Raw genomic sequence first — 23,556 nt, 5'->3', positions numbered from 1 at the left:
CACCCTCAGGCCATCACCACCAGCAGATCCTTGGCCTCCACCTGGGTTCCGGGAGAAACGCTCACCTCGGCGATGGTGCCCGCCCGCTCGGCGCGAACCGCCGTTTCCATCTTCATGGCCTCGATGGCGACCAGCAGGTCGCCCTTTTCCACCTCCTGGCCCGCCCGCACGGCGACGCTGACCACCAGGCCGGGCATGGGCGCCGCCACATGATTGGCATTGCCGGGTTCGGCCTTGGGCCGAGCCACCCGGGCGGGCGCCACCTTGCGGTCGGCCACCTTGACGGTGCGCGGCTGGCCATTCAGCTCGAAGAACACCTTGCGCTCGCCGTCCTCGTCGGCCTCGGCGATGGCGAGGAAGCGCACCACCAGGCTCTTGCCCTTTTCCAGGTCGATGGTGATTTCCTGGCCCGGCTGCATGCCATAGAAGAACACGTCGGTGGGCAGCATGGAGACATCACCGAAATGGCGGTGATGCACCGCATAATCGGTGAAGACCTTGGGATACATCAGGAATGAGGCCAGTTCCGCCTCGGTGACCTTGCGCCCGGCCTTCTTCTCGGCCTCGGCGCGGGCGGCCTCCAGATCGGTGGGCTCCAGCACCGCGCCGGGGCGGAGGGTGATGGGCTTGGCCCCGGCCAGGACCTTCTTCTGCAGGGCTTCGGGGAAACCGCCCACCGGCTGGCCCAGATCGCCCCTGAAGAACGAGACCACCGATTCGGGGAAGGCGATTTCCTTGTCGGGGTCCAGCACATCGGCGGGAGTCAGGTTGCTGGTCACCATCATCAGCGCCATGTCGCCGACAACCTTGGAGGTGGGAGTGACCTTGACCACGTCGCCGAACATCTGGTTGACGTCGGCATAGGCCTGGGCCACCCAGTCCCAATGCTGCTCGACGCCTAGGGAACGGGCCTGGGCGCGCAGATTGGTGTACTGGCCGCCCGGCATCTCGTGGCGATAGACATCGGCGGTGCCGGAGCGGATATCGGCCTCGAACGGGGAATACAGCGCGCGGACCTTCTCCCAGTAGGCGGACAAACGGTTCAATGCCTGGGGATCGAGGCCGGGATCGCGCTCATGGCCTTTCAGCGCGGCGCAGATGGAGCCCAGCGGCGGCTGGCTGGTCAACCCGCTCATGGAATCCATGGCGGCGTCCACCGCATCCACCCCGGCGTCCACCGCCGCCAGCACGGAAGCCGCCGACAGGCCCGAAGTGTCGTGGGTGTGGAAGTGGATGGGCAGCCCCACCTCCTGCTTCAGCGCCTTGACCAGGGCGGTGATGGCGCGAGGGCGAGCCAGCCCCGCCATGTCCTTGATCCCCAGGACATGGGCGCCCGCCTTCTCCAGCGCCTTGGCCATGCCGACATAGTAGTTCAGGTCGTATTTGGCGCGGTCGGGATCGAACAGGTCGCCGGTGTAGCAGATGGCGGCCTCGCAGAGCTTGCCCGAGTCACGCACCGCATCCATGGCGACCCGCATGTTCTCGACCCAGTTGAGGGAGTCGAACACCCGGAAGACATCGACTCCGTTCTCGGCGGCTTGTTTGACGAAATGCCGCACCACATTGTCGGGATAGTTGGTATAGCCCACCGCATTGGCCGAGCGCAGCAGCATCTGCAGCAGCAGGTTGGGCATGGAATTGCGGAAGCCGTGCAGCCGCTCCCACGGGTCCTCCTTGAGGAAGCGCATGGCCACGTCGAAGGTGGCGCCGCCCCAGCATTCCACCGAGAACAGCCCCGGCAGCAGCCGGGCATAGGCGGGCGCGGCGGCCTGCAGATCATAGCTCCGCATGCGGGTGGCGAGCAGCGACTGATGGGCATCGCGGAAGGTGGTGTCGGTGACCAGCACCCGCTTCTGCTCCAGCATCCACTGGGCCAGCCCCTCGGCCCCCAGCCGGTCCAGCAGTTGCCTGGTCCCGGCGGGCGGGTCCGACAGGGGATGGGCGGGCGCCTCGGGCACCACCGGGCTCTTGGGCTTGACCAGCCCCTCCACCTCGGGATTGCCGTTGACCATGACCTCGCCGACGAAGCGCAGGATGCGGGTGGCGCGGTCGCGGCGATCCTGCTTGGCGAACAGTTCCGGCGTCTCGTCGATGAAGCGGGTGGTGTAGGCGCAGCCGACGAAGCGGGGATGGCTGATCACCGATTCCAGGAAGGTCAGGTTGGTGGCGACACCGCGGATGCGGAATTCGCGCAGCGCCCGGTCCATGCGGGCGATGGCTTCCTCCGGGGTCGGCGCCCAGGCGGTGACCTTTTCCAGCAGGGAATCGTAATACCGCGTGATCAGCGCGCCGGAAAAGGCGGTGCCGCCATCGAGACGGATGCCGAAGCCCGCCGCGCCGCGATAGGCGGTGATGCGGCCGTAATCGGGGATGAAGTTGTTGCCCGGGTCCTCGGTGGTGATGCGGCACTGGATGGCGTGGCCGTTGAGCGCGATATCTGCCTGCTTGGGCACGTCGGAGCCCGGCGAGCCGATGGAACCACCGCCCGCGATCTTGATCTGCGCCTTGACGATATCGATGCCGGTGACCACCTCGGTCACCGTGTGCTCCACCTGGACGCGGGGATTGACCTCGATGAAGTAGAACAGCCCCGAATCCATATCCATCAGGAATTCGACGGTACCGGCGTTCTCGTAGCCCGCCGCCTGGGCCAGCTTCAGCGCCGAAGCGCACAGCTCCGCCCGCTGGCGGCCGTCGAGATAAGGCGCCGGGGCGCGTTCCACCACCTTCTGATTGCGGCGCTGCACCGAGCAGTCACGCTCGAACAGATGCACCAGATTGCCCTTGGAATCGCCCAGGACCTGGACCTCCACATGGCGGGCACGGCGCACCAGCTTTTCCAGATAGACCTCGTCATTGCCGAAGGCGGCCTTGGCCTCGCGCCGGGCCACCGCCACCAGCTCGGTCAGTTCGGCCTCGCCCTCCACCACCCGCATGCCGCGACCGCCGCCGCCCCAACTGGCCTTCAGCATCAGGGGATAGCCCACCGCCGCCGCCAGCCGCTTGCATTCGGCCTCATCGGCGGGCAGCGGCCCGGTGGCGGGCATCACCGGCACCCCGGCGCTCACCGCCAGATTGCGCGCCGCCACCTTGTTGCCCAGCAGCCGCATCACATGGGAGCTTGGCCCCACGAACACCATGCCCGCCGCGCGGACCGCATCGGCGAAATCCGGGTTCTCCGCCAGGAAGCCATAACCGGGATGAACGGCATCGCAGCCGGCCTCCTTGGCCACATGAACGATCTCGTCGATGGCGAGATAGGCCTCGATGGGTCCCTTGCCCTTGCCGATCAGATAGCTTTCATCGGCCTTGAAGCGATGCAGCGCGAAGCGGTCCTCGGTGGAATAGATCGCCACCGTCGCCAACCCCAGTTCGGTGGCGGCTCGACAGATGCGGATGGCGATTTCGCCGCGATTGGCGACGAGCAGCTTGCGCAGCGGATGGGAAGCGGAGGTCGCGACAGCCATGGATCACCAACTTTCACTAAAGAGAATTGTTGGATAAATCTTTTTACCACCCATGTAAAGGTGGCCGGACACTCCCAGCCGAGGGATTAGCGACTTTACATGAGCGAAGGCCGGGGGTACAGAAACCAGGAGTTTAACGAGATGGTGACGATGACGGACCCCATCAGGCCGGCCAAGCTGGCCGATACCATCGCCGACCGGTTGGAGCAGTTGATCCTGGAGGGGAGCCTGCGCCCGGGCGAGCGACTGCTGGCCGAGCGTGAATTGGCCCAGCGTTTCGATGTCTCCCGCCCCTCCTTGCGCGAAGCGCTGGAAAAGCTGGAAAAGCGCGGCATGCTGACCTCGGGGCGCGGTGGCGCCACCTATGTGGCGCCCTTGCTGGGCGAGGGCTTCACCGAGCCGCTTTACGCCGCCCTGGCGTCGCGGCCGGAAACCACTTTCGACTATCTGGAATTCCGCCGCTTCGTCGAGGGTTCGGCCGCCTATTACGCTGCGCTGCGGGGCACCGAGATCGACCGCGATATCGTGCGCCAGCGCTTCGAGACCATGGAAGCCGCCCATGGCAAGGACGATTCCTCGGACGAGGCCGAGGCCGATGCCGACCTGCATCTGGCGGTCTACGAGGCCTCGCACAATCTGGTGATGCTGCACATCATGCGCTCGCTGTCGGACATGCTGCGCAAGGACGTGTTCTACAACCGCGCCAAGCTGTATCAGCGCCAGGGCGTCCGCGAATTGCTGCTGGAGCAGCACCGCGCCATCTATCTGGCGGTGATGGCGGGCGATCCCGACGCCGCCAAGGCCGCCGCCGAGGCCCATATCGACTTCACCCGCGCCGCCCTGATGGAAATCGCCGAGGCCGACGCCCGCCTGGAAGTCAGCCTGCGCCGCTTCGCCAACGCCGACCTGGCCTCCGCCCGCAAGTAAATCAAAAGAAAGGCCCGGACGATCGCTCGTCCGGGCCAGGTTGTCCGGCATCAGGGGATGCGGGAGGGTTGGTGTCTGCCCGGGTTTGGCCGAATAGAATTCTCCTTATCGTCACCCCCGGGCCTGACCCGGGGGTCCATGGATGGCCGGGTCACCCCCGGACTTGATCCGGGGGCCGGCCATGACGCGTGGAGAGAATACGTCGCCCTAAGCCGCGCGAACTTTTACGGAATCATCCAGGTGAAGACATAGGCCTGCAGCGTGGTGATCACACCAATGATGACCACGAAGAAGATGCTGTGCTTCAGGGTGAAGCGGAACAGATTGCTCTCGTGACCCACCAGACCCACGGCGGCGCAGGCCACCGCGATGGATTGCGGGCTGATCATCTTGCCGGTGACGCCGCCGGTGGTGTTGGCCGCCACCATCAAGATGTCGCTGAGCCCCAGCTGATGGGCCGTGGTGGCCTGCAGCGCGCCGAACAGGGCGTTGGACGAGGTGTCGGACCCGGTGAGGAACACGCCCAGCCAGCCCAGCACCGGCGCGAAGAAGGGATAGGTCGGTCCCGCCCCGGTGAGCAGCAGCGCCAGGGTGGTGGACAGGCCCGAGGCGTTGGAGACATAGGCGAAGGCCAGCACCGTGCCGATGGTATAGATGGGCCGCTTCAGCTCGTTCAGGGTTTCGACGAAGGTCTTGAACCCGTCCGACCCCTTCATGCGCAGCATGAGGATGGTGATGATGGCCGAGATCAGGATGGCGGTACCGGTGGCCGAAAGCAGGTTCAGGGTATAGACGGCGGGCATGGCCTTGGCGGCGGCGACGATGGGCGGCACCTTGGCCACCAGGTTGTGCAGATAGGGCACATCCCAGGTCAGGTTGGTGAAGGCCAGGTCCGCCCCCTTGGCGAACAGCGCCTTGAACGGCTTCAGGCTCCACACCGTCACCACGGCGGTCAGGATCAGGAACGGCGCCCAGGCGCGGGCGATCTGACCGGCGGTATAGTCGTGGGAATGCTTCTCGTCCTCGCCCTCTTCCTTGAAGCGGAAGATGGTCTTGGGCTGCCAGAACTTCAGGAACACGGTGATGCAGACCAGGCTGATCAGCGCCGAAGTGATGTCGGGCAGTTCCGGCCCGATATAGTTGGAGGTGAACCAGACGCCAAAGGCGAAGGACCCGCCGGCCACCAGGATGGCGGGCCAGGTTTCGCGCACGCCCTTCCAGCCGTCCATGATGAAGATAATCCAGAACGGCACGAACACCGCCAGCAGCGGCAGCTGGCGACCGGCCATGGCGCCGATCTTGAACGGGTCGAGGCCCGAGACCTGACCCGCGACGATGATCGGAATGCCCATGGCGCCAAAGGCCACCGGCGCGGTATTGGCGATCAGGCACAGACCGGCGGCGTAAAGCGGGTTGAAGCCGAGGCCCACCAGCAGGGCGGCGGTGATGGCCACCGGGGCGCCGAAGCCCGCCGCGCCTTCCAGGAAGGCGCCGAACGAAAAGCCGATCATCAGCATCTGCAGACGCTGGTCGGCGGTGATGGACACCACCGAGGCGCGGATGATCTCGAACTGGCCGGTCTTGACCGTGACCTTGTAGAGGAACACCGCGCCGATGATGATCCAGGCGATGGGCCACAGGCCGAACAGGAAGCCCTGGACGCCCGCCATCAGCGCCGCCGCCACCGGCATCTTGTAGAACACGATGGCCACCGCGATGGCCAGCAGGACGGTGATGGTTCCCGCCACATGCCCCTTCATGCGGAGCAGGGCCAGGGCCACGAAAAAGAAAATGATGGGTATGGCGGCGGCCAGCGACGAAAGCACCAGGCTTCCGGCCGGATCATAGACCTGCATCCAAGGCTGCATGTTTCCTCCCCTCTCGATCTGGGCGGCGGAACCCGGGGCTCCGGCGCCAATGGTCAAACTTTTTTACCAAACATTCTTGCTGGATATACGATTTGATATCTCGATGTAAATGGAAAAAGAGTCGTACCTATTTTTCCGGATTGGCCGAGCCATTGGGCTGGGGCTATCCTGGCTCCATGAGCCGAAACACCCCACCAGTTGCCGCCCCATCCCCAGAGCCCGCCAGCGACCCGCTGTCCCGGCTGCTGCAGGCCCATCCCCATACCGCCTATGACTATCTGGAATTCCGCCGCGTCATGGCGGGCAGCGCCGCCGCCCTGGCGGCCGAGCGGGCCTCGGCCGCCGATCTGGCCCGCCTGCGCGCCTGCCTGGATGCCATGGAGCGCGCCCATGCCCTGGACGACCCCAGCCAGGAAGCCGCCGCCGATGCCGAATTCCATCTGGCCATCTACGAATCCGCCCACAATCTGGTGATGACCCATGTGATGCGGCGCGTATTCGAGATGCTGAAGGGCGGCGTGTTCTACGACCGCTCCGACCTCTATCGCAGGCGCGGCGTGCGCGACGGCTTCCTGCGCCAGCACCAGGCCATCTGGAAGGCGGTCGAAGCCAGAAATCCGGCCCTGGCGCGCCAGGCCGCCGAGGCCCATATCAATTCCATCGAGGAAGCCCTGCGCGAGGCCCAGCATGCCGACGCAAGGCGCGAAGTCGCCATGCGCCGCCGTTCCGGCCCGGACCTGACCAGCCGGGTGAAGGGCGGCTGAGGCGTCTTGTCATCCCGAGCGGTAGCGAGGGATCCCCGCTTGAAAGGACGGTGCCGATTCTGAGACACCGACCCAAGACGAGATCCCTCCGCCCCATGGGCGTCGGGATGATCGAAGTAGCTGGACAAAAGATTTTACCACTTTACGAAACATGTAAAATGGTCTAGCCGTATCTGGCCGACCAACGATGTCGGCACCGCTTGAGGGAGCGCCCATGTCTGCCAGCATCCGCCCGGACTCCGTCTATTTTTTCGGAACCTGCCTGATCGACCTGTTCTATCCCGAGGCCGGTCTGGCCGGGATGGAGCTGCTGCGGCGCGAAGGCCTCAAGGTGGTGTTTCCGCAAAAGCAGACCTGTTGCGGCCAACCGGCGCGCAATAACGGCCATCAGGACGAAGCCCGCGCCGTGGCGCGGCTGCAACTGGATGCCTTCCCGGAAGACTGGCCCATCGTGGTGCCCTCGGGCTCGTGCGCCGGCATGATGAAGACCCACTATGCCGAGCTGTTCGAGAACACCCCCGACCACGCCCGCGCCGTGGCGTTTTCCGCCCGGGTGTTCGAACTGACCGAATTCCTGGTGGATGTGCTGAAGGTCAGGCTGGTGGACAAGGGCCGCCCGGTCACCATCACCTGGCACCCGTCCTGCCATTCCCAGCGCGAAGCCAAGGTGGTGGACCAGCCCAAGGCGCTGCTGGGCCAGCTTGCCAATGTCACCCTGGTGGAAAATCCGCGCGAGACGGAATGCTGCGGCTTCGGCGGCGCCTTCGCGGTGCGCCAGCCCGAGGTCTCCGCCGCCATGGTCACCGACAAGGTCGCCTCCATCGAGGCTACCGGAGCGTCCCGGGTGATTTCCGGCGACTGCGGCTGTTTGATGAACATCACCGGCGCCGCCGAGAAGTCCCGCAAGCCCTTCTCCGGCACCCATATCGCCCAATTCCTGATGGAGCGCTGCCATGGCCGCTGAAGCCCGCGTCTCCGATTTCACCGGCAAGGCCCATGTCGCCCTGAACGACCCCAAGCTGCGGGCCAATTTCCGCCGCGCCATGGACGGGCTGATGACCAAGCGCGCCGCCCAGTTCGCCGATCCCGAGGAATGGGCGACCCTGCGCGCCCGGGGCGCCGCCATCCGCGCCGATGCCCTGGCCCGGCTGCCGGAACTGCTGGAACGGCTGGAAGCCAACCTGACCCGCAACGGCGTCACCGTCCATTGGGCCGAATCCACCGAGGAAGCCAACGCCATCGTGCTGGGGATCCTGCGCGAAGCCGGGGCGACGCGGGTGATCAAGGGCAAGTCCATGGTCACCGAGGAGATGCATCTCAACGCCTTCCTGGAGGCCAACGGCGTCATCCCGGTGGAATCCGACCTGGGCGAATACATCATCCAGCTGGCGGGCGAGGCGCCATCCCACATCGTCATGCCCTGCATCCATATGAACAAGGGCGAGATCGCCGAGCTGTTCGCCGACAAGATCGAGGGCCTCGGCTATACCGAGAATGTGGACGAATTGACCGCCGCCGCGCGCCGGGCCTTGCGCGGCCGCTTCGCCGATGCCCAGGCCGGGATTTCCGGGGTCAATTTCGCCATTGCCGAGACCGGCAGTCTGGTGCTGATCGAGAATGAGGGCAATGGGCGGCTGTCCACCACCCTGCCCCCGGTTCATATCGCGGTGACCGGCATCGAGAAGGTGATCGAGCGCCTCGAGGACGTGGCGCCGCTGCTGTCGCTGCTGCCGCGCTCGGCCACCGGCCAGCCCATCACCACCTATGTCAACATGATCAGCGGGCCGCGCAAGCCGGGCGAAAAGGATGGGCCGAGGGAGGTCCATCTGGTGCTGCTGGACAATGGCCGGTCCAAGGTCTACGGCGATACCCAACTGGCCGACACGCTGCGCTGCATCCGCTGCGCCGCCTGCATGAACCATTGCCCGGTCTATACCCGCGTCGGCGGCCACACCTATACCTTCACCTATCCCGGCCCCATCGGGAAAATCCTGACGCCGCAGCTGGAAGGCCTCGACTGCGCCGGGGACCAGCCCCACGCCTCCACCCTGTGCGGCGCCTGCGCCGAGGTCTGCCCGGTGCAGATTCCCATTCCCGACCTGCTGGCCAGATTGCGCACCGAGGCGGTCAAGCCCAGCAGCGACGCGGTCAAGGGCGGCGGCAGCTCCGCCACGCTGGCCGACAGCCTGGGCTGGGCGGGCTGGAAGGCCCTGTATTCCTCGCCAGCGCTCTATGGGCTGGCCAGCCGGGCGCTGGGCTGGTTCGGTAATCTGATGCCCGCCTCGGCCCCCATGCTGAGAACCTGGACCGCCGTGCGGACAAAACCGAAATTCGCGGCCAAGAGCCTGCACCAACTGGCCCGCGAGAAGGGGTTCTCCCATGACTGACGCCAATGCCAGCGCCCGCGACCGCATCCTCGCCCGTCTCAAATCCGCGCCCAAGCGCCCGGCGCCGCCGCGCCCCGATTGGACACCGCCCGCTTTCGGGTCCGAGCGCAAGGCCCGGTTCAAGGCCATGCTGGAAGCCTCCCACGCCGAGGTCCACGAGGTCACCGACGAAAGCTGGCCGGAACGGCTGTTGTCCATCCTGGGCAACAAGGGCGCGCGCACCCTGCTCTACGCCCCCGCCACCGAGGCCGGGCGTCGCCTGTCCGACGCCTGGAGCGACGGCGGCCCGGCGCTGCTGGCCTATGACCGCAGCGTCGAGGATTTGAAGGAGGTGCTGGTCCACCAGGCCGACGCCGCCCTGACCACGGCGCGGGGCGGCATCGCCCAGACCGGTTCGCTGGTGCTGTGGCCGACGCCCGACGAGCCCCGGCTGATGAGCCTGCTGCCGCCCATCCATGTGGCGCTGGTCAATGAAGCCGACCTGACCGATTCCCTGGCCGAGACCATCCGCGCCCAGGGCTGGGCCACCGCCATGCCCACCAATGCCCTGCTGGTGTCCGGCCCCAGCAAGACCGCCGATATCGAACAGACCCTGGCCTATGGCGTCCACGGCCCCAAGGAGCTGGTGGTGCTGCTGGTCGGACCCGAGGGAGCCCGTCCATGAACCACGTCGCCACCGCCACCGATACCCACGCCCTGCTGCGCGACCTCGCCGGGGCGATTCCCGCCGCCCGACTGATCACCGATCCCCTGAAGCGCCTCGCCTACGGCACCGATGCCAGCTTCTACCGACTGACTCCCAAACTGGTGGTGGAAGTGGCCGACGAGGCCGAGGTCATGGCGGTGCTGGCCGCCTGTCGCCGCCACCGCGCCCCCGTCACCTTCCGCGCCGCCGGAACCTCGCTGTCGGGCCAGGCGGTCAGCGATTCGGTGCTGATGATCCTGGGCACCGGCTGGACCCAGGCGGTGGTCGAGGACCAGGGCAAGCGCATCCGGCTGCAACCCGGCGTCATCGGCGCCGAGGCCAACCGCCGCCTCGCCGCCTTCGCCCGCAAGATCGGCCCCGACCCGGCCAGCATCGATTCCTGCAAGATCGGCGGCATCGCCGCCAATAATGCCAGCGGCATGTGCTGCGGCACCGCGGACAATTCCTATCAGACCGTGATGTCCATGCGCCTGGTGCTGGCCGATGGCACCCTGGTGGATACCGGCGATGCCGCCAGCACCGCCGCCTTCCGCGCCAGCCACGCCGCCTTGCTGGACTCGCTCGACGCCATGGGCAGGCGGGTCCAGGCCGACGAGACCCTGCGCGAGCGCATCCGGCGCAAATTCGCCATCAAGAACACCACCGGCTACAGCCTCAACGCCCTGGTGGATTTCACCGATCCCCTGGACATCCTGACCCATCTGCTGATCGGCTCGGAAGGCACGCTGGGCTTCATCGCCGAGATCACCTACCGCACCGTGCCCGAGCACGCCCACAAGGCCAGCGCCCTGCTGCTGTTCCCCGATATCGCCGAGGCCTGCCGCGCCGTGGTGCTGCTGAAATCCGCCCCGGTCTCGGCGGTGGAACTGATGGACCGCGCCAGCCTGCGCTCGGTGGAGGACAAGCCCGGCATGCCCGCCCAGATCGTCGGTCTGGCCGAGGGCGTCACCGCCTTGCTGGTGGAGACCCGGGCCGAGGATTCCGCCGGACTGGACGCCAATATCGCCGCCATCGGCGCCAGTCTGGCGGCGGTGACCACCCTGTTCGCCCCCGCCTTCACCCATGATCCCTACGAATACGGCAAGCTGTGGAAGATCAGGAAGGGCCTGTTCCCCGCCGTCGGCGCGGTGCGGCCGGTGGGCACCACCGTCATCATCGAGGACGTGGCCTTTCCCATCGCCGCGCTGGCCGATGCCACCGTCGACCTGGAGCGGCTGTGCCGCGCCCACGGCTATCACGAATCCATCATTTTCGGCCACGCCCTGGACGGCAATCTCCACTTCGTCTTCACCCAGGATTTCGGCTCCAAGGCCGAGGTGGAGCGCTATGCCCGCTTCATGGATGAAGTCTGCGAGCTAGTGGTGAAGAAATACGACGGCAGCCTGAAAGCCGAGCATGGAACGGGGCGCAACATGGCGCCCTTCGTCGAGATGGAATGGGGCAAGGACGCCACCGCCCTGATGTGGGAGATCAAGCGCCTGCTCGACCCGGCCGGGCTGCTCAATCCCGGCGTGGTGCTCGACACCAATCCCCAGGCCCATCTGGAAAATCTCAAGCCGCTGCCCGCCGCCGATTCCCTGGTGGATACCTGCATCGAATGCGGCTTTTGCGAGCGCATGTGCCCCAGCCACGGAATGACCCTGAGCCCACGCCAGCGCATCACCAGTTGGCGCGAGATTTCGCGCCTGGCCGCCAAGGGCGATCCCGCCACCGAACTGCGCCGCCTTTACGATTACCAGGGCATCGACACCTGCGCCGCCTGCGGGCTGTGCGCCACCGCCTGCCCGGTGGGGATCGAGACCGGCCGCCTGACCAAGGCGCTGCGCGGCCGCCGCCTGCCCGCCGCCGCCCGCTCGGCCGGGGAGTGGATGAGCCGCCATTATGGCGGCGCCATGACCGCCACCCGCCTGGGACTGGGCGCTTGCGCCCTGGTCAGCCGAGTGGCCGGGCCGAAATCCATGGCCGCCCTGGCGGGCGCGGCCCGCAAGCTGGTGGGCTCCATGCCCAAGCTGAGCGAGGCCCTCCCCACCGCCGCCCATTACACCCTCGCCTCCGGCCCCGCTGATGGCGAGGCGGTGGTCTATTTCCCCACCTGCGCCGCCCGGACCATGGGTCCGGCCTCGGGCGACCCCGAGCAGGACTCGCTGCCCACGGTCATGAGCCGGGTGCTGGCGCGGGCGGGATACAAGGTGGTGGTGCCCGAGGGACTGGACTCCCTGTGCTGCGGCCAGGCCTTCGAGAGCAAGGGACTGCAGGACGCCGCCGACCGCAAGGCGTCCGACCTGGAGGCCGCCCTGATGAAGGCCTCCGATAACGGGCGGCTGCCGGTGGTGATGGATGCCTCGGCCTGTTCCTGGCGCATGAAGACCTATCTCGGTGAGCGGCTCAAGGTGCTGGATTCGGTGGAGTTCCTGCATGACGCGGTGATGCCGCGCCTGAAACTCTCCAGGCAGGCCGCCCCGGTGCTGGTCCATGTCAATTGCGGTGCCCGCAAGATGGGCCTCGACGACAAGATGCTGGGCCTCGCCAAGGCCTGCGCCGAGACCGCCGTAGTGCCGGAAGCCGTGGGCTGCTGCGGCTTCGCCGGTGACAAGGGCTTCACCCATCCCGAGCTCAACGACCATGCGCTGCGCAAGCTGGCCGATCAGGTCCCGGCCGGATGCGAGGCGGGCTATTCCTCCAACCGCACCTGCGAGATCGGCCTGGCCGACCATGCCGGAGTGCCCTATCGCTCCATCGTGACCCTGCTGGACCGCGCCAGCCGATAGGGAAACAACCGACCGATTGGCCTGCGAATGACCCCGGTCGTTGACGGAGACGACCGGGCCGGAGCGGTTCCCCCGACACGGGACTCATAGATAATTAAATATCCACACACAAAGCGGCGACACGGTGTATAATCAACGCATCAGCGCGATGGGCGCATATAAATAATCATCAAAATAATTAACACCCATCACGCAACACCAAAACAATACAAACAAAAATATTCGCGCATCGACGGTTACGGCACGTCCAAGAACCAACCCCTGACACACATCCATCCCCAATCGCAAACAACACGCCCTCCGTGCGCGGTCACACCCAGGAGACGCCATCATGTCGCACCCATGGACGAAAACCGCTCCACCCCGGGCCTCGCCGCCAGGCTATCAAGCTGCATTCAGCGGTGGTAGCGAACCGCTGCTGGTTGATGTCCTGCGCGATCCCATCATCCATCGCCTGATGGCGCGGGACGGAATCGAGATGACGGCCATGCTGGCGCTCATCAGAATGACGCAAGGGCGTATCCAATGATGGCCCGATCTCGCGGCACCACCATCGACCAATCCCTGGCGATCAGGACGCCGGATGCGGGCCTGACGACCCTGGCCGGCCGCATTGTGTCGAAATTCATGCAACTGGGGCGAAATCCCCCGCCCTTGCGGCTTGGCGATCGCTTCCGCAAGGTTCATGACCGGTTCGACAGGGTCTGGGAAGTCGCCCGCATCTGGACCACCGTCGACGGACTGGTCCATGTGCGGTTGAGATGCCTGGACGGCCAGGGAGAGACACGCATCATCTCCGCCATGACCTTGACCGATTCCACGTTTTTCTCGCCGGTGGCGATGGCGCAAGCCCCGGACTGACCCCTGTCCGGGACCGGGGATGGACGGCGGCATCTCAGTCGGCGGTCAAGGCCATCAGGATGTCGGTATACCAGACGCAATTGAGCCCCAGCGCCTCGTCCAGCGCCAGATCCCGGGTCCCGACATCCAGGCGCGCTGAATGCACCCCCAACAGCATCCACGGCAATTCGCTCTGCCGGGGATTGGGGTGCGTCACCCGCATGACCACCGGAGCCCCACTGGTGCCGCGATGGGTTCTGGCGTCGCTGAGGAAATATCCCATCCCCTGGAAACGCAGGCCGAAGGACGAGGCGATGATGGCTTGCCGAACCACCGGCATGTGATGCAAGGCGTCATGGAAGCCCAGCGGAAAGCCCACCACCAGCAACGGCTCGCCCACTTCCACCCGATCCAGGCAATCGAGCAGATGTTCGGGGGTGAAGGCCCGGTAGACCATGGTGGATGGCAGTGCCGCCCGATCAAGTTCAATCACCGCCACGTCGATATCGCCGGAATGATCCGCCCCCTGCTTCCACAGCCCCTGCCCGTCCCGATAAAGGGGTATGGAGAACCCGGTCGATTCGGCGAGATTGTCCGGATTGATGTGAAGCTCGATCTCGATCCGATCGGGGGCATGACGGGTGGCGGGATCGCACAGGACGTGTCGGCTGGTCACCAGGTACAGACGGCCATCGCGTTCAAAAAAGAAGCCGCTGGCATTGGTCAGGCAGGTCGACTGGCTGAACGTGATGACGCGGGCGGCGGTAAGCAGGATGGGCTCGATCATGACAATGGGGCCTTGCATGGACGGACCCGCGATCGGGTGGCCTCTCTCGCGTCAGTCTAGCCCGGCGAGCCCCCCCGCCTGGAGAATTTTTGATGATTCAGTCCGGAACCGTTGACACGGGGGCCGCCGACGACGCTTCATGACGCCATGGAATGGGAGGCGCCTTAAGTGAGAACGGCGTGCGCATTGGTGGTATTGGTCATGGGGTTGATGCTTGCCTTCGTCGGGCAGGCGTCGGCGCATGTCCATGACGGCCAAGCCGAATCCCCCTCGCGGCCGTTCATTGACCATCCCTGTCATGACGGAGCGGAGCAGAGCCTGCTCGACAGGAACGCCCCCTCTCATGACGACAAGGGGCGCCATTGCGTCTTTGCGTCATCATGCTGCGTGGCCGCATTGCCATCGGGCTTTCACATCCAGGTCCTCCTGCCGGTGAAAATCAGTCACGGCGCGCCTGGCCAGCAGACCATCCGCCAACTCGCCAGCATCGGGCCGCCCGCCAAACCTCCCAGACTCTGACGCTCCACCAACCCGTCGCGGACGGGTGAGCCGTCGCGCCCGTGGCGCGGCGAAGCGTCCATGAGTCTTTGGGAGCCCTCCTATGCCCCGTCGCCTGTTTTCCGCCGCCGTCCTTGCGGCTGGCCTCGCCATTGCCTCCATGGGCAGCTTCGCCCATGACGGTATCGACCATAGCCTCCCCAATGCGCCATCGCATGGTCCAGCGGCGCAGAAGGCCAATTTTGGCGCCGAGGGCGAGGCGTTCCAGGCCGTGCTGGTGCCATCGGCGGAGGGAGGCAGCCTGCTCTATTTGGCCGAAGCCGACAGCAACGCGCCGGTGGCGAACGCCGCCATCGAGGCCGAGGCTGGTCCATGGCGGGGAGTCGCGGCCCCCACCAATGGCGAAGGGGTCTACACCCTGGCCTGGGCGCCCATGGTCGAGGCCGTTGACCTTAGCCTTGTGATCTCGGTGGGTGAGCGCAGCGACCTGGTGCTGATCCAGGGCGTGCGGCAGCAGCAGACTCCGGGGGCCGATCCCACTGACGCCAGCGTCGCGCATTGGACCCATTGGATGGGAGGCGGGGCCATCGGCGCCGTGGTGGTAGCCGTGGTGCTGGGACTGCGGCGCAAGGCAAGCGTCGCGGCCCTGATTCTGCTCATCTCCATCCCCCCGGCCCTCGCCCATGGCGGCGAGGATCACGGCGCGCCCTCCGACCCCAAGCCCCAGGCCCAGCCGGGCGAGCCCATCGTCATGTCCAAGCCGACCCAGTTCCTGCTGGGCATCCGCACCGAAAGGATCGAGCCCCGCGAAGCCGCCGACACCGTTCGCGTCATGGGCCGGGTGATTCCCGATCCTTCCGGCTATGCCCGGGTGCAGCCGTCGCAACCCGCCCGCATCGTCGCCGACCCCGCCTTTCCCATTCCGGTTCCCGGCCAGATCGTCAAGCGGGGGCAGGTGCTGGCGGTTCTGGAGCCGACCCTGACCAATCTGGAGCGGGGCGACAAGCGGTCCTCCCTGACCCGGATCGACAGCGAACTCAATATTACCCAACGGGAACTGGCGCGGCAGGAAGCCCTGGGGCCGCTGGTCCCCGTCAAGCAGGTGGAGACCACCCGCATCCGCCTGGACCAACTGCGGCGGGAACGCGCTCAGATCGCGGGAACCTCCCTGGGGCGTGAATACCTGACCGCCCCCCTGGACGGAATCGTCACCGATGTCCATGTGGTGCCGGGCGAGGTGGTCGGCCCCGCCCAGTCGCTGGCCGAGGTAGTCGATGTCACGCGCCTGCGGGTCGAGGCGGTCATCCACGACCTGCATTTGGCGCGGCGCGTGGCGGGGGCCATGGCGACCACCAAGCTGTTGCCGGGACAGACCTTCGCCCTGACCCTGCTGGGCCGCAGCCCCAAGCTCGACCCTCAGGACCAAGGCATTCACGCCATCTTCCAGGTGAACTCGGACAGGATCGGCGAGCTTGGCATCGGCATGCCGGTGGATGTCTATCTCGCCACCGGGGCCATTCGCATGCGCACCGCCGTTCCGCGCGACGCCATCGCCGAGTTGGGAGGCCGTCAGGTGGTCTTCGTGCGCACCGCGCCCGAAAGCTTCGAGGCGAGACCCATCAAGATCGACCGCATGGTCGGGCCGCTGGCCGAAATCACCGAAGGCGTCAATCCCGGCGACCGGGTGGTGACCCAAGGAATCGCCCAGCTCAAGGCGGGGAGGTAAGCGATGTTCGACCGCATCATCTCCTTCAGCCTCGCCAACCGCCTGTTTGTCCTCGCCTTCGCCCTGGTCCTGGTGATCTATGGCGGCTGGAGCATGACCCGGTTGCCGGTCGATGTTTTCCCCGATCTCAACCGCCCGACCGTCACCATCATGGCCGAGGCCGCCGGGCTCGCCCCCGAGGAGGTGGAGACCCTGGTCACCCGTCCGGTGGAAACCGCCATGAACGGCGCCCCCGGCGTCAGCCGGGTTCGCTCCACCTCCGGCATCGGCCTGTCCATCGTCTTTGTCGAATTCGACTGGGGCACGGACATCTACCGCAATCGCCAACTGGTGTCGGAGCGGCTGGCCACCGTCAGGGAACAGCTCCCCGTCGGCATTGCTCCGGTGATGGGGCCGGTCAGTTCCATCATGGGAGAGATCATGCTGGTCGGCATGCGCTCGGAAACCGGCAGTTCCACCCCCATGGAGGTGAGGAGTCTGGCCGACTGGCTGATCCGGCCAAGGCTGCTGTCCATTCCGGGCATCAGTCAGGTCATCCCCATCGGCGGCGAGGTCAAGCAGTACCAGGTGATGGTCTCGCCGTCGCGCCTGTCGGCCATGGGGCTGTCCTATGCCGATCTGGAAAAAGCCCTGGCGGGCTTTTCCAGGAACACGACCGGCGGCTTCCTGGAACAACGGGCAACGGAATTCCTGATCCGCAATCTGGGCCAGACCGTCCAATTGGATGACCTGCGTAATACCGTGGTGGCCTGGCGGGCCAATGCCCCCATCACGGTGGATCAGGTGGCCGAGGTTCGCTTCGGCCCGGCCGTCAAGCGGGGCGACGCCTCGGTCAACGCCGCTCCGGCGGTGATCCTGGCGGTGCAAAAACAGCCCGGCGCCAATACCGTGGCCCTGACCCACGAGGTCGAGAAGGCCCTGGCCGAGCTGAAGCAGGCGCTGCCCGCCGACATCAAGGCCGACCACATCTTGTTCAAACAGGCCGACTTCATCGAGCGGGCGGTGGATAACGTCGAAGGGGCCTTGCGCGATGGCGCCATCCTGGTCGCCATCGTTCTGTTCGTCTTCCTGATGAACATGCGGACCACGATCATCAGCCTGACGGCCATTCCCTTGTCCATGGTGATGACCGCCCTGGTGTTCCAGCAGATGGGGCTGTCCATCAACACCATGACCCTGGGCGGATTGGCCGTGGCCATCGGCGAGCTTGTGGACGACGCCGTGGTGGATGTGGAGAACATCCTGCGGCGGCTGCGCGAGAACTCAACCCTGGGGCAGCCCCGGCCGGTGATGGAGGTGATCCGCGACGCCTCCAGCGAGGTTCGCAATTCCATCGTCTATGCCACCGTCATCGTGGTGCTGGTATTCATCCCGCTCTTCGCCCTGTCGGGGGTCGAGGGGCGCTTGTTCACGCCGCTGGGGATCGCCTATGTGGTCTCGATCCTGGCCTCGCTGCTGGTATCGCTGACCGTCACGCCCGCCCTCGGTTCCTACCTGTTGCCCCAGGCCAAGGCCATTACCCATGGCGATTCCTGGCTGGTGCGACGGCTCAAGCTCTGGGATGCCAATTTGCTGCGCTGGTCCTTCGCCCATCCGCGCAAGGTCATCATTCCGGCGGTGATCCTGGTGGCCGTGGCGGCGGCGTCGGTTCCCTTCCTGGGGCGCACCTTCCTGCCGCCATTCAATGAAGGCACGGTCACGGTTAATCTGCTGCTGCCGCCGGGAACATCGCTGTCGGAGTCCAATCGTATCGGCAGCATCGCCGAGAGGTTGATTCTCGGCGTTCCCGAGGTGCTGTCCACCGGAAGACGCACCGGGCGCGCCGAGTTGGACGAACATGCCGAGGGTGTCCACTACACCGAGATCGACGTGGACCTGAAGCCGTCCCGGCGCGGCCGCGAGGCCATCCTGGCCGATCTGCGCTCACAGATGGCCCGCATCCCCGGCGTCAACGTCAATATCGGCCAGCCCATCTCGCATCGTCTCGACCATCTGTTATCAGGGGTCCGGGCGGAAATCGCGGTCAAGATTTTCGGCGATGACCTCGACACCCTGCGCAGCCTGGCCGAGGAGGCGCGTGGCCGCATGGCCGGGGTGGCGGGCATCACCGATCTCCAGGTGGAGAAGCAGGTGCTGATCCCGCAATTGCAGCTTCGTCTCGACCGCGCCGAGGCCAAGAAATACGGCCTCACCCTGGACCAACTGACCGAGACCTTGGAGGCGGCTCTCAACGGCAAGACGGTCAGTCAGGTCCGCGAAGGACAGCGCAGCTTCAACGTGGTCCTGCGCCTGGCCGAGGACTGGCGATCCCACACCGCCGATTTCGGCCAGATCCTGGTGGATACTCCGGCGGGAAAGGTGCCGCTGGCGCTGCTGGCCGAGGTGGTGGAAACCAAGGGACCCAATGTGATCCACCGCGACAACATGCAAAGACGCATCGTTGTACTGGCCAATACCCAGGGGCGCGACATGGCGGCGATCATCGCCGACGTCCAGACCCAGCTGGCGGCCATCAAGCTGCCCCAGGGGGCCTATATTTCCTATGAGGGGCAGTTCAAGAGCCAGCAGGAGGCCGCTCGCCTGATCGCCCTTCTGGCGCTGGCATCCTTGAGCGGCGTGTTCCTGGTTCTGTACAGCCATTTCGGTTCGGCCCGGCTGGCCCTGGTGATCATGGGCAACATTCCCATGGCCCTGGTCGGTAGCGTCGCCGCCATCTGGCTCACCGACCAAACCATGTCGGTGGCCAGTCTGGTGGGATTTGTCACCCTGTCCGGAATCGCGGCCCGCAACGGCATCATGAAGGTGTCCCATTACCTCCACCTCATGCGCAACGAAGGTGAGAGCTTCGGCCCCGATATGGTTCTGCGCGGATCGCTGGAGCGCCTGACGCCCGTTCTGATGACCGCGCTGGTGGCGGCCCTGGCCCTGGTCCCGCTGGTGGTGGCCGGGGGCGAGCCGGGCAAGGAAATCCTCCATCCGGTGGCGGTGGTGATTTTCGGCGGTTTGATGTCGTCGACCATCCTCGACACCATCCTGACCCCGGTCGTGTTCCTGGCCGTCGCCCGCAAGGCGCTGCCCCCCTCAAGTCGGAGACAACGATCATGAAGACCGTCCCTGCCCTGGCCCTGGCCCTTTTGCTGATCGGCACCGCGACGCCCTCGCTGGCGCATGGCACCGCTGCCGCCTGGTATGGCGGGCAGACCACGGAAACCGCCGAAGGCTGGCGCGTCGAATTCGCCATCCGCGATGGCGGCGTTCGGGCCTGGGTGCGCGACCACGACGACAAGCCAGTCGCCGCCTCGGGCAAGGTCGTCCTGCTGGTGGGCGGCAAGAAGGTCGAAGCCGCGCTCAAAGCCGATGGCGAGGCCCTGAGCGCGGATATCGCCGTCAATGCCGCGGACAAGGTCACGGCCATCCTGTCACTATCGGTGGGCGGCAAGCCGAGCTCGGCCCGCTTCGCTCAGGAAGCGGTGACGATCCCGGCCCTCAATCCCCAGGCGGCCGCGGGCAAGCAAACCTTCGATCGGGTCTGCGCCACCTGCCACGGCCCGGCCTTGCGGGGATCGGACGCGGCACCGCCGCTGCTGCACCCGCTTTACGCTCCCGGATCGGGACACGGCGATGATGTGGTGCTGGCGGCAATCCGTACCGGGGCCAAATCCCATATGTGGAAATTCGGCGACATGCCCAAGCCGGAAGGGGTGAAATCCGGCCAGGAGACCGACATTCTCGCCTATATCCGGTCCATTCAGGCGGCCAACGGGCTCGGAAATGCCCCGGCCATCACCGATCCCGCCGCACCCCGGCCCCATGCCGGCCATCATTGACCATGCCGCCGGTCATCCCAGCACGCCGTCCCGGACATGCAGCATCCGGTCGAACCGGTCGAAGATCTTCTCGTCATGGCTGACCACCAGAACGGTTGCGCTCTGTTCCGTGGCCACCTTGCGCAGCAGGTCCATGACGATCCCCGCCCGCTGCGAGTCGAGGGCGGCGGTCGGCTCATCCGCCAGGATCAGGCGCGGATGATTGGCCAAGGCGCGGGCGATGGCGACCCGCTGGGCTTCGCCGCCGGACAATTGCGAGGGAGACGCCAAGGCGCGATTGGAGACCTCCAGATAATCCAGCAATTCGTCGGCCCGCTGGCGGGCTGCCGATCTGCTTTGCCCGGCCAGTTCCAGGACCACCGCCACATTGTCGCGGCTGTTCAGGAAGGGCAGCAGGTTGTGAAACTGGAAAATGAAGCCGATCTTGTCCAGGCGCAAACGGCGCAGATCGGCGCCGGAGGAGCGGCCATCGAACACCAGTTTGCCGTCAAGTGCCATCCGGCCCTGGTTGGGCTCGATGACGCAGCCGATGATGTTGAGCAGGGTGCTTTTCCCGGAACCGCTGGGACCGAGCAAGCCCACCACTTCCGAGGGATAGAGCGACAGCGTGACATCGCGGAGTGCGTCGACACGGGTTTCGCCCTCGCCGAAATGCTTGGAAATGCCGCTCAATTCAGCCAGCGGTGCCCTGGGCGTCATGGTCAGCCTCCCAATGCCGCCGCGGGTTCGATCCGAAGGGCAAGGCGCACGCCCAAGGAACTGGCAAGAACGCAAACCAGCACGACCGTGCCCGCCAGCATCACCGCATCCTCGGGCATCAGCAGAACCCGCCGGGGGAACCTGTCCGCCACCAGATTGACCAGGACCCAGCCAAACCCAAAGCCGATCAGGCCCATGGCCAGCGCCTGCTGCAAAATCAATCCGACAATGGTGCGATCCGACGCGCCAATCAGCTTCAAGGTGGCGATGTCGCGCATCTTGTCCATGGTCATGGTGTAGATGATCAAGGCGATGACAACGGTGGAGACCGTCATCAGGATGACGGTGAACAGACCGATCTGGCGGCGCGCCTTTTCCACCACGGATTGGACCAGGATGGCTTCCTGCTGGGCCTGGGTGTTGGTGCCGAGATGCTTCCAGCGCCCAATCTCGCGCGAGACTTCTTCCGGAGAGATGCCCGCCCCCAGTCTGGCCACCACCGCATTGATGGTATCCAGCGCCGGAGGCGGCGCGCCGCGCGCCTGGTCCCGGCGGTAGGTCGCGGGCTTGGGGAGGAATTGCAGGTCCTGGGCATCGCGCAGACTGAGAAACAACACGGGGTCGCCGCCGGTGGAAACATGATGGCGGGTCAGGCCGACCACCAGATAATCGTCGCGTCCCAGATGGATACGATCGCCAAGAGCCATTCCCGCCCGGATATCGGCGACGACCTCGCCATGGCGGATGGCGATGGCGCGTCCCTCGGCGATGGCGGCGGGGCCGCCCATCCGCCCCGGCTCGTAGCCAACCACCTGCAGGCGCAGGGTCTGGCCGCCATAATGGGTCTCCACCGTCTGATAGGTCACCGAACCGGCCTCGGCCACGCCGGGAATGCGGGCCACCATCTCGCGGGTATCGCCGGGCATGCGGGAGGCCTCGGCGAAGGGGCCTCGTGTCCCGGCCTCGACCACCCAAAGATCGGCGGCCGGAGCACGAACCAGAGACAACGCGTCATCCACGAGCCCCCGGTAGATGCCGATCATGGAGAGCACGACACCCAGCAACAAGGACAGCCCCAGGCAGGTCAGCAGGAAGCGCCCCAGCTTGTGACGAATGTCGCGTAGCGCCAGATTCACGGTGACGCCTCGGTCGTTCGCACCGAACGCCCCTCGCCCAGGCCGGAGACGATCCGGGTGACGATCCGCGCTCCATCGGGCACATCGCCCGCCACCTCCAACCGGCCGTCCAAGGTGCGGTGGGCGAAGAAGATCTTGCGCCGCGCCAATTTTCCGGCCTCGACCGTCCAGACCGTGCCTTGACGGCCGTCGAAGCCTTGGATGGCGGCGATGGGAACCAGCAAGGCATTATCCAGACGGGCGGTGTCGATCATCACCTCGGCCTGCTCCCCCAGATGTTGGGGGCAATCACGGCAGGCGATGTAGATTCTCCGCTCCTCGGTGGTGCGGTCACTCTCGACATCGATGCGAACCACCGAACCGGCAAAGCGCTTGGCCGGAGCCGATCGCAACCGGACCTCGGCGGATTGCCCCACCGCGACACCACCAGCCAGGGTCTCGTCCACATAGGCGAGCACCCAGACCGTTTCGGGATCATAGACGGTGAAGACAGCCTCGCCGGGGGCCAGAACGCTCCCCAATTCCTTGGAGCGGAACGCCACACGCCCGTCATAGGGAGCGACAAGGGTATGGCGGGCCAGCAGAACCTCGTTCAAGTCCAATTGGGCCCGGGCGTCGGCCAGGGTCGCCAGCGCCAGCGCCACCTCGGCCGAAGCCGACTGGGCGTCCGCCCCGGCGCTGATCGCTGCCGCGTGGGCATCGCCGTAGGTTTCCTCGCTGACCGTGCCCGATGCCACCAGGGATTTGCGCCGTTGACTGACCCGTTCCTTTTGCGCCCGATTGGCGGCAGCCTTCGCGACGATGGCACGGGCCGAGGCCGATTGAGCCATGGCCTTGTCATACTGGGCACGGGCCGCCGCGAGCCTGGCCTTCTGCTCCCCATCGTCCAGCCGACCGAGCACGGCCCCCTTCGCCACCATCTCGCCCGCATCGACCCTGAGCTCCGAGAGGGTTCCGCCAACAGCGAAGCCGAGCTTGGAGGACACTTTCGCTTCGATGGTGCCGAGACCGTAAACCTTGATCGGCACGTCCTTGGATGGCACGGCCACCTCGACCGTCAATCCGCCGAATGCCAGACGAAGGAGTGCCGCGACGGCGAGAACGGCCACGGCCCCCGCGATCAACGTCCGGCGAGAGGGAAGCGATAGCTTGGGGG

18 protein-coding genes are annotated in these 23,556 nt (G+C 66.0%); 12 read left to right on the top strand and 6 right to left on the bottom strand.

What is annotated here, in order from left to right; genetic code table 11:
• Positions 1 to 5: 5 nt before the first annotated feature.
• On the bottom strand, positions 6 to 3,467 hold the full coding sequence (locus A6A04_RS00345; protein ID WP_068489267.1) for a pyruvate carboxylase: 3,462 nt from the start codon (positions 3,465 to 3,467) through the stop codon (positions 6 to 8).
• A gap of 150 nt (positions 3,468 to 3,617) precedes the next feature.
• Here A6A04_RS00345 and A6A04_RS00340 point away from each other — a divergent pair, with 150 nt between their 5' ends.
• Complete coding sequence (locus tag A6A04_RS00340) at positions 3,618 to 4,394, top strand: FCD domain-containing protein (protein WP_082914590.1); 777 nt, start codon at positions 3,618 to 3,620, stop codon at positions 4,392 to 4,394.
• A 224-nt stretch (positions 4,395 to 4,618) separates the two neighbouring features.
• Here A6A04_RS00340 and A6A04_RS00335 read toward each other — a convergent pair whose 3' ends face one another.
• On the bottom strand, positions 4,619 to 6,262 hold the full coding sequence (locus A6A04_RS00335; RefSeq protein ID WP_068489266.1) for a lactate permease LctP family transporter: 1,644 nt from the start codon (positions 6,260 to 6,262) through the stop codon (positions 4,619 to 4,621).
• Between the two features lie 176 nt (positions 6,263 to 6,438).
• Between A6A04_RS00335 and A6A04_RS00330 the strand changes: the two genes are divergently transcribed.
• From A6A04_RS00330 to A6A04_RS00300, 7 genes are all read left to right on the top strand, one after another.
• Positions 6,439 to 7,026, top strand: coding sequence for an FCD domain-containing protein (locus A6A04_RS00330; RefSeq protein ID WP_068489336.1), 588 nt, complete (start codon positions 6,439 to 6,441; stop codon positions 7,024 to 7,026).
• 214 nt (positions 7,027 to 7,240) lie between these two features.
• A complete protein-coding gene (locus tag A6A04_RS00325) occupies positions 7,241 to 7,990 on the top strand; it encodes a (Fe-S)-binding protein (RefSeq protein WP_068489264.1) in 750 nt (249 codons plus the stop codon).
• Entirely contained in the window at positions 7,980 to 9,413 is a 1,434-nt protein-coding gene (locus A6A04_RS00320; RefSeq protein WP_068489262.1) for a LutB/LldF family L-lactate oxidation iron-sulfur protein, read from the top strand. Before A6A04_RS00325 ends, A6A04_RS00320 begins: the two co-directional genes overlap by 11 nt.
• Positions 9,406 to 10,077, top strand: coding sequence for a LutC/YkgG family protein (locus A6A04_RS00315; protein ID WP_068489260.1), 672 nt, complete (start codon positions 9,406 to 9,408; stop codon positions 10,075 to 10,077). Before A6A04_RS00320 ends, A6A04_RS00315 begins: the two co-directional genes overlap by 8 nt.
• Positions 10,074 to 12,887, top strand: coding sequence for an FAD-binding and (Fe-S)-binding domain-containing protein (locus A6A04_RS00310; RefSeq protein ID WP_068489258.1), 2,814 nt, complete (start codon positions 10,074 to 10,076; stop codon positions 12,885 to 12,887). The genes A6A04_RS00315 and A6A04_RS00310 overlap by 4 nt, the downstream gene beginning before the upstream one ends.
• Positions 12,888 to 13,218: 331 nt before the next feature.
• Entirely contained in the window at positions 13,219 to 13,416 is a 198-nt protein-coding gene (locus A6A04_RS00305) for a hypothetical protein (RefSeq protein WP_068489256.1), read from the top strand.
• Positions 13,413 to 13,748 carry a hypothetical protein gene (locus tag A6A04_RS00300; protein ID WP_245651030.1) on the top strand — a complete coding sequence of 112 codons (336 nt, stop codon included), beginning with the start codon at positions 13,413 to 13,415 and terminating at the stop codon, positions 13,746 to 13,748. Before A6A04_RS00305 ends, A6A04_RS00300 begins: the two co-directional genes overlap by 4 nt.
• Before the next feature lie 34 nt (positions 13,749 to 13,782).
• Here the strand turns inward: A6A04_RS00300 and A6A04_RS00295 are convergent, their stop codons facing one another.
• Complete coding sequence (locus A6A04_RS00295) at positions 13,783 to 14,532, bottom strand: S1 family peptidase (protein ID WP_216636064.1); 750 nt, start codon at positions 14,530 to 14,532, stop codon at positions 13,783 to 13,785.
• 192 nt (positions 14,533 to 14,724) lie between these two features.
• On the opposite strand from A6A04_RS00295, the gene A6A04_RS00290 reads away from it, so the two are divergent.
• The 4 genes from A6A04_RS00290 (at position 14,725) to A6A04_RS00275 (ending at position 20,565) form a co-directional block, all read left to right on the top strand.
• Complete coding sequence (locus A6A04_RS00290; RefSeq protein ID WP_172822707.1) at positions 14,725 to 15,033, top strand: hypothetical protein; 309 nt, start codon at positions 14,725 to 14,727, stop codon at positions 15,031 to 15,033.
• A gap of 82 nt (positions 15,034 to 15,115) precedes the next feature.
• Positions 15,116 to 16,738 carry an efflux RND transporter periplasmic adaptor subunit gene (locus tag A6A04_RS00285; protein WP_068489252.1) on the top strand — a complete coding sequence of 541 codons (1,623 nt, stop codon included), beginning with the start codon at positions 15,116 to 15,118 and terminating at the stop codon, positions 16,736 to 16,738.
• A gap of 3 nt (positions 16,739 to 16,741) precedes the next feature.
• Positions 16,742 to 19,843 (top strand): efflux RND transporter permease subunit, encoded by a 3,102-nt coding sequence (locus A6A04_RS00280; protein ID WP_068489250.1) that lies wholly within the window; start codon positions 16,742 to 16,744, stop codon positions 19,841 to 19,843.
• Entirely contained in the window at positions 19,840 to 20,565 is a 726-nt protein-coding gene (locus tag A6A04_RS00275) for a cytochrome c (protein ID WP_068489248.1), read from the top strand. The genes A6A04_RS00280 and A6A04_RS00275 overlap by 4 nt, the downstream gene beginning before the upstream one ends.
• Before the next feature lie 12 nt (positions 20,566 to 20,577).
• On the opposite strand, the gene A6A04_RS00270 is transcribed toward A6A04_RS00275, so the two are convergent.
• The 3 genes from A6A04_RS00270 to A6A04_RS00260 are packed head-to-tail and all read right to left on the bottom strand — an operon-like array spanning position 20,578 to position 23,509.
• Positions 20,578 to 21,264 (bottom strand): ABC transporter ATP-binding protein, encoded by a 687-nt coding sequence (locus A6A04_RS00270; RefSeq protein ID WP_068489246.1) that lies wholly within the window; start codon positions 21,262 to 21,264, stop codon positions 20,578 to 20,580.
• 2 nt (positions 21,265 to 21,266) lie between these two features.
• Entirely contained in the window at positions 21,267 to 22,400 is a 1,134-nt protein-coding gene (locus A6A04_RS00265; RefSeq protein WP_068489244.1) for an ABC transporter permease, read from the bottom strand.
• Complete coding sequence (locus tag A6A04_RS00260) at positions 22,397 to 23,509, bottom strand: efflux RND transporter periplasmic adaptor subunit (RefSeq protein ID WP_245651029.1); 1,113 nt, start codon at positions 23,507 to 23,509, stop codon at positions 22,397 to 22,399. Before A6A04_RS00260 ends, A6A04_RS00265 begins: the two co-directional genes overlap by 4 nt.
• Positions 23,510 to 23,556 lie beyond the last annotated feature (47 nt).

The sequence above is a fragment of the Paramagnetospirillum marisnigri genome, from assembly GCF_001650715.1.
Lineage (GTDB): Bacteria > Pseudomonadota > Alphaproteobacteria > Rhodospirillales > Magnetospirillaceae > Phaeospirillum > Phaeospirillum marisnigri.
This window is presented reverse-complemented; position numbering and strand designations above follow the sequence as displayed.

Coding starts and splice junctions, on each gene's coding strand:
- A6A04_RS00310 (WP_068489258.1), top strand. CDS start 10,074: ATGAACCACGTCGCCACCGCCACCGATACCCACGCCCTGCTGCGCGAC.
- A6A04_RS00285 (WP_068489252.1), top strand. CDS start 15,116: ATGCCCCGTCGCCTGTTTTCCGCCGCCGTCCTTGCGGCTGGCCTCGCC.
- A6A04_RS00330 (WP_068489336.1), top strand. CDS start 6,439: ATGAGCCGAAACACCCCACCAGTTGCCGCCCCATCCCCAGAGCCCGCC.
- A6A04_RS00290 (WP_172822707.1), top strand. CDS start 14,725: ATGCTTGCCTTCGTCGGGCAGGCGTCGGCGCATGTCCATGACGGCCAA.
- A6A04_RS00270 (WP_068489246.1), bottom strand. CDS start 21,264: ATGACGCCCAGGGCACCGCTGGCTGAATTGAGCGGCATTTCCAAGCAT.
- A6A04_RS00345 (WP_068489267.1), bottom strand. CDS start 3,467: ATGGCTGTCGCGACCTCCGCTTCCCATCCGCTGCGCAAGCTGCTCGTC.
- A6A04_RS00305 (WP_068489256.1), top strand. CDS start 13,219: ATGTCGCACCCATGGACGAAAACCGCTCCACCCCGGGCCTCGCCGCCA.
- A6A04_RS00275 (WP_068489248.1), top strand. CDS start 19,840: ATGAAGACCGTCCCTGCCCTGGCCCTGGCCCTTTTGCTGATCGGCACC.
- A6A04_RS00340 (WP_082914590.1), top strand. CDS start 3,618: ATGACGGACCCCATCAGGCCGGCCAAGCTGGCCGATACCATCGCCGAC.
- A6A04_RS00325 (WP_068489264.1), top strand. CDS start 7,241: ATGTCTGCCAGCATCCGCCCGGACTCCGTCTATTTTTTCGGAACCTGC.
- A6A04_RS00335 (WP_068489266.1), bottom strand. CDS start 6,262: ATGCAGCCTTGGATGCAGGTCTATGATCCGGCCGGAAGCCTGGTGCTT.
- A6A04_RS00280 (WP_068489250.1), top strand. CDS start 16,742: ATGTTCGACCGCATCATCTCCTTCAGCCTCGCCAACCGCCTGTTTGTC.
- A6A04_RS00295 (WP_216636064.1), bottom strand. CDS start 14,532: ATGCAAGGCCCCATTGTCATGATCGAGCCCATCCTGCTTACCGCCGCC.
- A6A04_RS00315 (WP_068489260.1), top strand. CDS start 9,406: ATGACTGACGCCAATGCCAGCGCCCGCGACCGCATCCTCGCCCGTCTC.
- A6A04_RS00320 (WP_068489262.1), top strand. CDS start 7,980: ATGGCCGCTGAAGCCCGCGTCTCCGATTTCACCGGCAAGGCCCATGTC.
- A6A04_RS00300 (WP_245651030.1), top strand. CDS start 13,413: ATGATGGCCCGATCTCGCGGCACCACCATCGACCAATCCCTGGCGATC.